Here is a 12180-nt window from a genome sequence, read left to right on the forward strand (position 1 = left end):
TGACGCGGGCTCCAAGCCGCGCTAATGCCGCGGCACCTATGACCGACGCTCCCGACACCGCCCCGACAGACTGGCGCGACACCGTCTTCCTGCCGAAGACCGATTTCCCGATGAAGGCGGGCCTCGCCGCGAAGGAGCCGGCGATCCTGGAGCGATGGGCGCGGATCGGCGTCTACGACCGGTTGCGCGAACAGCGCGCCGGGCGGGAACGCTTCATCCTGCACGATGGTCCGCCCTACGCCAACGGCGACATCCACATGGGCCATGCGATGAACAAGGTGCTGAAGGACATCATCGTCCGCAGCCAGTCGCTGATGGGCAAGGATGCGCCCTACGTGCCGGGCTGGGACTGCCACGGCCTGCCGATCGAGTGGAAGGTCGAGGAAGCGTATCGGGCGAAGAAGCAGAACAAGGACGAGGTGCCGGTCGCGCAGTTCCGCGCCGAATGCCGCGCCTATGCCGACAAGTGGGTCGGCGTGCAGCGCGGCCAGTTCCAGCGGCTGGGCGTGATGGGCGACTGGGCCGATCCGTATCTGACGATGAACTACGACGCCGAGGCGACGATCGTCGGCGAATTGCTCAAGTTCGCCGAGAGCGGCCAGCTGTATCGTGGCGCCAAGCCCGTCATGTGGTCGCCGGTCGAGAAGACCGCGCTGGCCGAGGCGGAGGTCGAATATGAGGATATCGTCTCGACCCAGATCGACGTCGGCTTCGAGATCGCCTCCGCGCCCGAGGCGGAGATCCTGGTCGGCGCGACCGCGGTGATCTGGACGACGACGCCGTGGACGATCCCGGTCAATCAGGCGCTCGCCTACAATCCGGCGCTCGATTACGTGCTGTTCGCGTGCGGCGGCCGGCGTTTCCTCGTCGAGGAAAACCTGATGGAGGCGTTCGGCAAGCGCACCGGCATCGCGATGGAGGAATTCCTCGCGCTGGTGAAGGGCGCCGCGCTGGAAGGCGCGACCGCGCTGCATCCGATGCATGGCGTCGGCGGCTTCTTCGCCAAACCGCGGCCGTTCCTGCCGGGCGAATTCGTCACGCGCGAGGCCGGCACCGGCCTCGTCCACATGGCGCCCGACCATGGCGAGGACGATTTCCTGCTGTGCAAGGCGCATGGCATCGATCCGGTGTTCGCGGTCGATGGCGCGGGCATGTACCGTGCCGACTGGGGCTGGCTCGGCGGACAGGGCAGCGTCATCAACAAGAAGTTCGTCGCGAGCGACGGGCCGATCTGCACCGACCTGCGCGCGGCGAACGCCCTGCTGTCGGCGTCGGACGATTTCGCGCACAGCTATCCGCATTCGTGGCGGTCGAAGGCGAAGGTGATCTTTCGCGCGACGCCGCAATGGTTCATCCCGATGGACCGCGCGATCCTCAACGCCGGCGACGGTGCAAGCAGCGGGGCGAGCAACGGCGCGACGCTGCGCGAGACCGCGCTCGACGCGATCGAGCACACCGACTGGGTGCCGGCGCGCTCGCAGAACCGCATCCGCTCGATGGTCGAGGGCCGGCCCGACTGGGTCATCAGCCGCCAGCGCGCCTGGGGCGTGCCGATCGCGCTCTACGTCAACCGCGCGAGCGGCGAATATCTCAACGATCCGGCGGTCAACGCGCGGATCGTCGCCGCCTTCCGCGACGGCGGCGCGGATGCGTGGTTCACCGCGGACCATCAGACGCTGCTCGGCGCGGACCATGACCTCGCCGATTACGTGCCGCAGAACGACATCCTCGACGTCTGGTTCGACAGCGGCTCGACCCACGTCTTCACCGTCGAGGCACGCTACGGCGCAGACGTCCGCGCCAATCTGTACCTCGAGGGCAGCGACCAGCATCGCGGCTGGTTCCAGTCGTCGCTGCTCGAAAGCTGCGGCACCCGCGGACGGGCGCCGTACGATGCGGTGCTGACCCACGGCTTCGCGCTCGACGGGCAGGGACGCAAGATGTCGAAGAGCCTCGGCAACGTCGTCGATCCGCTCAAGGTGATCGGCGAGAGCGGCGCCGACATCCTGCGCATGTGGGTCGCCTCGACCGACTATTTCGACGACGTGCGGATCGGCAAGGAGGTGCTCGGCACCGCCTCCGACGGCTATCGCAAGCTGCGCAACACCTTCCGTTACCTGCTCGGTGCGCTCGACGGCTTCGACGAGAGCGAGCGGGTCGAGGTGGAGGCGATGCCGGAGCTGGAACGCTACGTGCTGACCCTGCTCGGCCAGCTCGACATGGACCTGCGCGAAGCGGCGGACGGCTATGAGCTCAACCGCTACCTGCGTCGCCTGACCGACTTCGCCAACGAGGATCTGTCCGCCTTCTTCTTCGATATCCGCAAGGATTCGCTCTATTGCGATGCGGCGACCGATCCGAAGCGGCGTGCCTACCGGACGGTGCTCGACACGCTGTTCCACGCGCTCGTCCGCTACGCCGCGCCGATCCTGTGCTTCACCGCCGAGGAAGTGTGGCAGGCGCGCTTCCCGAGCGAGGATGGCTCGGTGCACTTCCTCGAATGGCCCGAGCTGCCCGCACTGCCGGGGGACGAACCGCTCGCCACCGACTGGGCGGACGTCCGTCGCCTGCGTACCACGGTGACCGAGGCGATCGAGCCGCTGCGCCGCGAAAAGACCGTCCGCTCCAGCCTCGAGGCCGAAGTGACGGTGCCGGAGATGCCGCTGTCGGCGGCGGCGCTGGCGGAGACGTTCATCGTCGCGCGGGTGAGCAAGGGCGAGGATGTCGCGGTCAGCCGCACCGACTATCGGAAGTGCGGCCGCTGCTGGCGCCACCTGCCCGAGGTGAGCGTGGACGGTGCGCTGTGCGACCGCTGCGACAGCGTGGTCGCCCATGCGTAACGCCCCCGTCACCGGCCTCGTCACCGCGGCGATCCTGTTCGTCGCGGATCAGGCGTCGAAATTCGCGGTCACCGACGTGCTGCAGCTCAACGAGCTGACCGCCGAACGCGTCATCACGCCCTTCTTCAACCTGCGCTTCGTCGCCAACCACGGCATCTCGCTGGGGCTGCTCCATGCCGACAGCAACACGATGCGCTGGGCGCTGGTGGCGATGACCGGCGCGATCGCGGTGGCGGTCGCGGTGTGGATGACGCGCGAGCCCAACCGCGCCGACCGGATCGCGCTGGGTGCGATCCTGGGCGGGGCGCTCGGCAATATCGTCGATCGCGTGCGGTTCGGCTATGTCGTCGATTTCGCCGACCTGCATTTCGGCGACTGGCGGCCGTTCCTCGTCTTCAACGTCGCCGATGCGGCGATCACCCTCGGCGTGCTGGTGCTGCTTGTCCGCGCGCTCCTGATGCGCGACAAGCGCGATATTCCCTCGGAGAATCCCCATGCGTAAGTCAGTTCCGATTCTCGCCGGCCTCGCCTGCGTCGTCCTCCTCTCGGGCTGCGGCAAGCGCGGCTACGACCGGGCGCGCCCCGACGAGTTCGCGGTCGCGCGTCAGGCGCCGCTGGTGGTTCCGCCCGACTTCAACCTCGTCCCTCCGCAGCCCGGCACCGCCCGTCCGCAGGACAATGCGACGCAGGCACAGACGCTCGACGCGCTGTTCGGCGGCAACACGCAGCGGTCGGCGGCCGAAAACGGCGTCGTCAGCCAGGCCGGCGGCGATACCGCGGATGCCGGCATCCGCTCGTCGGTGGGCGATCCCTCGACCAATATCGTCGACAAGGGCGCGACGACCCGCGACATCGTCGCGGCGCCCGAGGGCGACGGCCAGGACGCCCGCGCCTCGGCAACGAAGTAACGGACGTTCGTCATCGCGAGCGTAGCGACTCCGGAGCCTCATTCGGACGCTCCGGAGTCGCTACGCTACGCCTGCACTGACGCGTTACCGGCTCACGCCAGCGCCCGGAACGCGGCCAGTCCCCGCTCCAGATCGGCGATGAGGTCGGCGGGGTCTTCCAGCCCGATCTGCAACCGGACCAGCGGCCCGGCATAGGTACGCGGCGCGGCGGTGCGGATGCGCGCCGGGTCCGCCGGGATGGCAAGACTCTCGAACCCGCCCCAGCTGTAGCCGATGCCGAACAGGTCGAGCGTGTCGATCAACGCGGCACGCGCCGCCTCGTCGCCGCCGTTCAGCACGAACGAGAAGAGCCCGCTCGATCCCTTGAAGTCGCGCGCCCAGATCGCGTGGCCGGGGCAGGAGGGCAGGGCAGGGTGGAGCACCTCCGCGACCTCCGGCCGGTCCTGCAACCAGCGCGCGATCTCCAGCGCACTGCGCTGATGCTGCGCGAGCCGCACCGCCATCGTGCGCAGGCCGCGGCTGGCGAGCCAGCTGTCGTCGGGGGAGGCGACCTGACCGAGCTGGAAGCTCGTGTCGCGCAGCCGCGCGAAATGGCCCGGCGCGGCGGTGACCGATCCGAGCATGACGTCGCTATGGCCGACGACGTACTTGGTCGCGGCGAGGATCGTCAGGTCGACGCCCTTTTCGATCGCGGGGAAGAACAGCGGCGTCGCCCAGGTGTTGTCGAGCAGCGTCACCAACCCGTGCGCCTTGGCGACGGCGACGATCGCCGGCACGTCCTGCACCTCGAAGGTCAGGCTGCCGGGGCTTTCCATGAAGATGGCTTTGGTCGCCGGGCCGATCAGCTCGGCGATGCCGGTGCCGATCAGGGGATCGTAGAAGCGCGTGGTGATGCCGAACCGCTTGAGCAACTGCATCGCCTGCCCGCGCGTCGGGTCGTACGCGCTGTCGACCAGCAGCAGTTCGTCGCCGGGCGACAGCACCGACAGCAGCGCCGCGGCGATCGCGGCGACGCCCGAGGGGTAGAGGAAGGTCGCCTCCGCCCCCGGTTCGAGGCTGGTCAGCGCGTCGGCGAGGCTCCACTGCGTCGGCGTGCCGCGGCGGCCGTAATAGAGGCGGTGGTGCGTATCCTTGCCGGCATTGGCGCGCAGGTCGGCGATGCTGTCGTACAGGATCGTCGAGGCGCGCCACACCGGCGGGTTGACGATCCCGCCGGTCCATTCCTTGCGGCGGCCGGCCTGGACGACGCGGGTGGCGTCGCCCAGGACGCGGTCATCGATGTTATCCGTCAACCTTTTCCCTGGCTCCCATGGCCTTGGGCGTCGAGCGATCCGCTCCCCATTCCGACCAGCTGCCGTCGTAGAGCGCGGAGTCCTTGCCCAGCAAGTGCAGACCGAAGGCGAGCGTCGATGCGGTGATCCCCGAACCGCAGGTCAGCGCGATCGGTTTGTCGAGATCGATGCCGGCGCCCTCGAACGCGGCCTTCAGCTCCGCACCCTGTTTCCACGTGCCGTCGGCGTTGAAGAGCCCCGTGTACGGCAGGTTCTTCGACCCCGGGATATGGCCGGCGTGCGTCGCCGGACGCGGATCGGGCTCCTCGCCGGTGAAGCGGGCCGCCGAACGCGCATCGAGCACCTGTTCGGCACCGCTGTCAAGGTTCGCCTTCATCTGCGCGAGGTCGCGCACGTTCTTCCGGTCCGCCCAGACGGTGAAGTGGCGGTGGCGCAGCGTTTCCTTGCCGCTCGCCGTCTCGCGCCCCTCGGCCTGCCATTTGGCGAGGCCGCCGTCGAGGATCGCGACGTCGTGTGCGCCGAAGGTGCGCAGCATCCACCAGGCGCGCGCCGCGGTGTGCCACGGCGAGGCGTCGTAGAGCACGATGCGGCTGCCGTCGCCGAGGCCGAGGCTCTGCATGCGGCTGGCGAATTTCTCCGCGGTCGGCAACATCATCGGCAGGTCGGTGTCGGTATCGCGCAATTCGCCGAGGTTCATGAACACCGCGCCGGGGATATGCGCCTGCTCGTATTCCGCCGCGGGGTCGCGGCCGAGGGCGGCATCCACATAGGTGGCATCGACGATCCTGAGGTCGCTCGCACCGAGTTCACCGGCCAGCCATTCGGTCGTCACCAACGCGTCCATTACACTCTCCATACGTCTTCACGTGTTAGTCGGGCGAACGACTGGGGAGGAGTGCCCGGATCGCCTCAATAGCCGGCATCGCCGCCGCTGTCGAGGGCTTGCAAGAAAGTTTCAGCCTGCACTCGTGTTTCATTCCGAGATTGCGCGGATTGCTTCGCCCACGTACTATATGGCATGCGCAGGCGGGGATTGTCGCCGAGCCGTTCCTCGTGCCGCGCCAGGAAATCCCAGTAGAGCGCGTTGAACGGACAGGCATTGTCGCCGACCCGGCGCTTCACGTCAAAGCGGCAATGGCTGCAATAGTCGCTCATCCGGTCGATGTACGCGCCCGACGAGATATAGGGTTTCGAGCCGAGCAGGCCGCCGTCGCCGAACTGGCTCATGCCGAGCGTGTTGGGCAGCTCGACCCATTCATAGGCGTCGATATAGACTTCGAGATACCAGCGATGGACCTCCGCCGGGTCGGCGCCGATCAGCAGCGCGAAATTGCCGGTCACCATCAGCCGCTGGATGTGATGGGCATGCGCGGTGGCGAGCGTCTGGCCGATCGATTCCTTCAGGCAATGCATTTCGGTATCGCCGGTCCAGTACCAGCCGGGCAGCTTGCGGCTATGGCCCAGGAAATTGCGGGTGACGTAGTCCGGCCCCTCGCGCCAGTAGATGCCGCGCATATATTCGCGCCAGCCGATGATCTGGCGGATATAGCCCTCGACCGAATTGAGCGGCGCGCGGCCGGCGCGATATTCCGCCTCCGCCCGGCGGCACAGGTCGATCGGGTCGAGCAGGCCGGAATTGATGTAGGGCGACAGGATCGAATGCCACAGATGGCGTTCGCCGGTCAGCATCGCATCCTCGTAATCGCCGAACTGCGGCAGGGCGTGTTCGAGGAAATAGGCCGCCTGTCGCTCCGCATCCGCCGCGGTGACGGCATAGTCGAACCCGTCGAGGCTGCCGGGGTGATCCGCGAACCGCTCCGCGACCAACGCCAGGACGTCCTGCGTCACCGCATCGGGGGCGAAGGCATGCGGACGGGGCATGAACAGGTCGTTCTTCGCCGGCTTGCGATTCTCCTTGTCGAAGTTCCAGCGGTCACCGGCCGGCGTCTTGCCGTCCATCAGCAGCCCGGTCTTGCGTCGCATGGTGCGGTAGAAGAATTCCATGACCAGCTGCTTGCGCTCGCTCGCCCAGGCGTCGAATTCGGCATGGCTGCACAGGAAACGGTCGTCGGCGCGGATCTCGACGGACACCCCGAACAGCGTCTCCCAACTCTCCAGCATCGCCATCACGCGCCATTCGCCCGCCTCGGTGACGACGATGCGGTCGGGCGCGTGGCGTTCGACCGCGCGGGCGATCTCGCCGGTGAAGCTGCCGCTATTGTCGGGGGCGTCGAGGCGGACGTAATCGACCTGCCAGCCCGCCTGCCGCAGTGCGTCGGCATGATGCCGCATCGCAGCGAGGATGTAGGCGATCTTCTGCTTGTGATGGCGGACATAGGTGGTTTCGTCGGCCACCTCCATCATCAGCAGGACGGCGTCGGCGGGGTCCACGTCGCGCAACGACGACAAGGACAGGCTGAGCTGGTCGCCGAGCAGGGGAACGAGCGTTTTCATCCGGGGCTGCGTCTCCTACATAAGCGGCATGACCCCCATGCACCTCGGCCAGGCCAGCCAATTGCCCGCATCCCCGGAAGAGGCGGTGCTCGATTATGTTCCCAATCCGCGTGTGGGATCGACCTATCTGGTGCGGTTCGCCGTACCGGAATTCACCTCGCTCTGCCCCGTCACCGGCCAGCCGGACTTCGCGCATCTGGTGATCGACTATGTCCCGGGCGCGACGATCGTCGAATCGAAGTCGCTCAAGCTGTTTCTCGGCGCGTTCCGCAACCATGCGGGGTTCCACGAGGATTGCACCGTCGGCATCGGCCAGCGGCTGTTCGACGAGATGCAGCCGATATGGCTGCGCATCGGCGGCTATTGGTATCCGCGCGGCGGCATCCCGATCGACGTCTTCTGGCAGTCGTCCGCACCGCCCGCCGACCTTTGGCTGCCCGATCAGGGCGTTGCACCGTATCGCGGGCGAGGCTGAGCGAAATCAAGACGATGCTCCGGTTGCAGTGCAACATCACTGCAACCTTTTATGCCCGAGAGTGTTCATCTTCCCGCAAGATTGTGGCTCCGCCACGGGCATTGCGCCAGTAGAGGAACAGGCATGGGTACGACTGCGGCAAGCGGCGACACGATCAAGCATCTGGCGATGATCGGGAATTTCCTGCCGCGTCAATGTGGTCTGGCGACGTTCACGACCGACGTCTATCAGGCGATGCGCGACCGGTTCCCCGACGTGCAGGTCGACGTCTATGCGATGGACGACCATCCCGGCCGCTACGATTATCCCGCGGCCGTCGTCGGCGCGATCCCCCAGCATGAGCTCAGTGCCTATCTGACGACCGCGCGCACGATCGAATCGAGCGGGGCGCAGGCGATCTGGGTCCAGCACGAATATGGCATCTACGGCGGCCCGGCGGGCGAACATCTGCTCGCGTTGCTCGACCGCACGACGCTGCCGGTGATCGTGACGCTGCACACCGTCCTCGAAAAGCCCAATGCCGACGAACGCCGGGTGCTCGAAGGGCTGCTGCGCCGCGCCGCCAAGGTGGTGGTGATGGCCGAGCGCGGCCGCGATATCCTCCGCCGCGTCTATGGCGCCAATCCGCGCCAGATCGCGATGATCCCGCATGGCGTGCCCGACCGGTCGTTCGTCGACCCCGAGACGCTGAAGCCACAATTCGGCTGGCAGGGGCGCGACGTCGTTCTTACCTTTGGTCTCCTCGCCCCCAACAAGGGGATCGAGACGATGATCGAGGCGCTGCCTGCGGTCGCGGAACGGCATCCCAACCTTCTGTATGTCGTGCTTGGCGCGACCCACCCCAATCTCGTCGCGCATGAAGGCGAACTCTATCGCGACCGGCTGAAGGCGCTGGCGGCGGAGCTGGGCGTCGGCGACAATGTCGCGTTCATCGATGGCTTCGTCGAACATAACGAGTTGATCGATTATCTGCAGGCGGCGGATATCTATGCGACGCCCTATCTCAACCCCGCGCAGATCACCTCGGGCACGCTCTCCTATGCGATCGGCGTCGGCAAGGCGGTGATTTCGACCCCGTACGTCCATGCGACCGAGATCCTCGGCGACGGCCATGGCGTGCTGGTCGATTTCAAGGATGTCGCCGCCTTCGCGCGCGAGATCGACCGGTTGCTGTCGAGCCAGCGCGACCGGACGCGGCTGGCGCAGCGCGCCTATGACCGCGGCCGGACGATGATCTGGCCGCGCCTTGCCGAAGCGACGCTGCACGAAACCGAGGTGGCCGTCGCCGCGCGCCCCCGGCGGCTCGCGCAGGCCCCCGCGGCGATGAAGCCGCTGAAACCCGATTTCGCCGCGGTCGAGCGGATGAGCGACGCGACCGGCATGCTCCAGCATTCGATCTATTCGGTGCCGGACCGCCGCCATGGCTATTGCATCGACGACAATGCCCGCGCGCTGATGCTGATGAGCGCGATGGACGATCTCGATCCGGTCGTGCGCGACAAGTGGACGACGATCTACGCCTCGTTCGTCCAGTATGCCTGGAACCCGGACGAGCGCCGTTTCCGCAATTTCATGAACTTCGACCGGACATGGTGCGAGGACGTGGGGTCGGAGGATTCCAACGGTCGCGCGATCTGGGCGCTGGGCGTCACCGCGCGCGACGGCAAGGATCCCAAGCACCGCGACTGGGCACGGGCGATGTTCGACGCAACCGCCAGCCTTGCGCTCGATCTCGGCTCCCTGCGCGCGCAATCCTTCGCGATGCTGGGCGCGGCGGCGATGCTCGATGCGTCGCCGGGGCATGAACTGGCGAAGTCGATCCTCGAACGCTTTCCCGACGACCAGATCGCGCTGCTCGACGCCGCGCGCCGTCCGGAATGGCAGTGGTTCGAGATCGTTCTCGCCTATGACAACGCCCGCCTGCCGCAGGCGCTGATCGTCGCCGGTCATGCGCTCGGCCGCAAGGATCTGGTGACGTGCGGGCTGGAAACGCTCGACTGGATCGTCGGCAAGCAGACGTCGCCAGAAGGCCGGTTCCGCGCGGTCGGGACCGAAAGCTTCCATCGCCCCTATGCCGATCCGTTGCAGTTCGACCAGCAGCCGCTGGAGGCGCAGGCGACCGTCGATGCCTGTATCGCCGCCTATCAGGTCACCGGCGACCTGCGCTGGGTGACCGAGGCGGAGCGCGCCTATGGCTGGTATCTGGGGCAGAACGACCTCGACCTGCCGCTCGCCAGTCCGCTCGACGGCGGCTGTTTCGACGGCCTGATGCCGACCGGGCTCAACCGCAATCAGGGTGCCGAGTCCATTTTGGCCCTTCAACTGGCCAGTTGCGCGATTTCGGGGGTTTCAAAGTCGGTCCAAGGCGTGGCAGGGACGACCCGCGTCGTTGCTTGATCGATCGAGCGACGGCGGCGTCTGAGACACCGACCGGCGAGGCATCGAACCGCGATGGACCTGTTTACCCACGGCTTGCGGCTTCATGCCGATCCGTCCCGCGTGGTCGTCCGGCCGTTCCACATCGCGTGGGGCGGCAAGGGCGGCGCGCCCAACCGTACCGAGCGCCTTGTCGGCGAGGTGCTCGAAATGTCGGCCGAGGACGCGCGCGAACAGCTCGAGACGGTGCTCAAGGATTTCGAGGCGCGTCACTGGCAGACGCGGCGCGTGTTCATGACCCGCTACGACGAGATCGAGGATCTGCTCGGGCTCGACGGGCGCGACATCGGCGATGAGAAGCGGCAGCTGATCGGCGCCTACTTCTGCCACGAATACAGCTATGCCGCCGCGGCGCTGATGAACCCCAGCGCGGTGCCGCATTTCGACCAGACCGGCATGCCGGAGGGATCGATGCGCATCCTGATGAGCCTGCGGTCGGTGGGCGAGGGGCATATCTCGTCGGTGGCGTTCCGCGAGGGGATCATCACCGAGGGCAACGAGCTGAAGCTCGCGCCCGAACCGCCGTTCGCGACCGCGACCGATGTGGTCGGCGAGGGCGAGGAGATTCCGGAGGGGCCGGTGACGGTCTGGCGGCATCGCGATTCGACGCTGTCGGGCACGGTGATCTTCCCGATCACCCAGGCGCAGTCCAAGGGGCTGGAGGATCTGCGCATCGTGCATTTCCAGCACGAGGACGGCAGCTACGAATGGATCGGCACCTACACCGCCTATAACGGTTCGGTGATCCAGTCCGAACTGATGCGTACGCGCGATTTCCGGGCGTTCGACCTCGTGCCGATGTCCGGCGCCGCGGCGCGGAACAAGGGCATGGGCCTGTTCCCGCGCAAGGTCGGCGGGCAATATATGATGATCGGCCGACAGGACGGCGAGAACCTGTTCCTCATTAAATCGCATTCGATCGACCATTGGGACGAGGGCGAGAAGATCCTCGCGCCGTTCTATCCGTGGGAGCTGGTGCAGATCGGCAATTGCGGGCCGCCTATCGAGCTCGACGAGGGCTGGTTGCTGCTGACGCATGGCGTCGGCGCGATGCGCAAATATTCGATCGGCGCGGCGCTGCTCGACAAGGACGATCCGTCAAAGGTGCTGGGTCGCACACGCGAACCGATCCTCGCAGCGGCCGATCAGGACCGCGAGGGCTATGTCCCGAACGTCGTCTACAGCTGCGGCGCGATCAAGCACGGCGACACGCTGTTCCTGCCCTACGGTATCGCCGACAGCTCGGTCGGCTTCGCCTTCGTCAAGATCAAGGACCTGCTTGCCGCGATGGTGTGACGGGCTGGGACATCGGTTCCCGGCCGCTGGTCGCTTGGGGGACAACAACCAATATTCGTCATTCCCGCGGAGGCGGCATCCATAAACGCTGGCGTTGCGGCCTTGTCCGTGACGTCGCCGTATATGGGCTCCCGCCAGCGCGGGAATGGCAACATGGGGTTGCGTCGTCATCTACACCGATCGACGCTCAGGACATGCCAAACGGCGCCCGGTCAGCGATCGCCGGACCGTTTCCGCGCCACCGGGATCTGCGACAATCGGGTCAGCAGCAGCGGAATATCGTCGGTGATATAGGTGTCGGTGGGCACCGGATGGAGCGATTCCAGCGTCCGACGCACGGTCGCCAGACGTTCGCGATGTTGCTCGGGCGACGGTGTCACGACGGGTCCCATGTTACGCATATGGCAAACCCGGCAATCGCCGGCCGGGGGGGGATGGCAGGGCGATCACCGGGTTCGGAAGGGATAACGACGAACCCG

General features: G+C 66.8%; 10 protein-coding genes. 6 read left to right on the top strand and 4 right to left on the bottom strand.

What is annotated here, in order from left to right; genetic code table 11:
- Positions 1-38: 38 nt before the first annotated feature.
- Genes ileS through AC1RTO_RS00390 form a run of 3 tightly spaced genes read left to right on the top strand, consistent with a single transcriptional unit; the run spans position 39 to position 3748 of the window.
- A complete protein-coding gene (gene ileS, locus AC1RTO_RS00380; protein ID WP_493159003.1) occupies positions 39-2840 on the top strand; it encodes an isoleucine--tRNA ligase in 2802 nt (933 codons plus the stop codon).
- Positions 2833-3342: a signal peptidase II gene (gene lspA, locus AC1RTO_RS00385; RefSeq protein ID WP_493159004.1), complete on the top strand. Its 510-nt coding sequence runs from the start codon at positions 2833-2835 to the stop codon at positions 3340-3342. Before ileS ends, lspA begins: the two co-directional genes overlap by 8 nt.
- Positions 3335-3748, top strand: a complete 414-nt coding sequence (locus AC1RTO_RS00390; protein ID WP_493159005.1) for a DUF3035 domain-containing protein — start codon at positions 3335-3337, stop codon at positions 3746-3748. Before lspA ends, AC1RTO_RS00390 begins: the two co-directional genes overlap by 8 nt.
- Positions 3749-3840: 92 nt before the next feature.
- Here the strand turns inward: AC1RTO_RS00390 and metC are convergent, their stop codons facing one another.
- The 3 genes from metC to AC1RTO_RS00405 form a co-directional block, all read right to left on the bottom strand.
- Entirely contained in the window at positions 3841-5040 is a 1200-nt protein-coding gene (gene metC, locus AC1RTO_RS00395) for a cystathionine beta-lyase (protein WP_493159006.1), read from the bottom strand.
- A complete protein-coding gene (gene sseA / locus AC1RTO_RS00400) occupies positions 5030-5884 on the bottom strand; it encodes a 3-mercaptopyruvate sulfurtransferase (protein WP_493159007.1) in 855 nt (284 codons plus the stop codon). Before sseA ends, metC begins: the two co-directional genes overlap by 11 nt.
- 65 nt (positions 5885-5949) lie before the next feature.
- Positions 5950-7494 carry a cryptochrome/photolyase family protein gene (locus AC1RTO_RS00405; protein WP_493159008.1) on the bottom strand — a complete coding sequence of 515 codons (1545 nt, stop codon included), beginning with the start codon at positions 7492-7494 and terminating at the stop codon, positions 5950-5952.
- Between the two features lie 28 nt (positions 7495-7522).
- Here AC1RTO_RS00405 and queF point away from each other — a divergent pair, with 28 nt between their 5' ends.
- The 3 genes from queF (at position 7523) to AC1RTO_RS00420 (ending at position 11701) form a co-directional block, all read left to right on the top strand.
- The gene (gene queF / locus AC1RTO_RS00410) at positions 7523-7969 is read left to right on the top strand and encodes a preQ(1) synthase (RefSeq protein WP_493159009.1); all 447 of its coding nucleotides are present in this window, start codon (positions 7523-7525) and stop codon (positions 7967-7969) included.
- 123 nt (positions 7970-8092) lie between these two features.
- Positions 8093-10366: a glycosyltransferase family 4 protein gene (locus tag AC1RTO_RS00415; protein ID WP_493159010.1), complete on the top strand. Its 2274-nt coding sequence runs from the start codon at positions 8093-8095 to the stop codon at positions 10364-10366.
- Between the two features lie 54 nt (positions 10367-10420).
- Positions 10421-11701 (top strand): glycoside hydrolase family 130 protein, encoded by a 1281-nt coding sequence (locus AC1RTO_RS00420; RefSeq protein ID WP_493159011.1) that lies wholly within the window; start codon positions 10421-10423, stop codon positions 11699-11701.
- Between the two features lie 212 nt (positions 11702-11913).
- Here the strand turns inward: AC1RTO_RS00420 and AC1RTO_RS00425 are convergent, their stop codons facing one another.
- Positions 11914-12093, bottom strand: a complete 180-nt coding sequence (locus tag AC1RTO_RS00425; RefSeq protein WP_493159012.1) for a hypothetical protein — start codon at positions 12091-12093, stop codon at positions 11914-11916.
- Positions 12094-12180: the final 87 nt, after the last annotated feature.

Source organism: Sphingomonas sp. GW821-FHT10F09 (genome assembly GCF_058809195.1).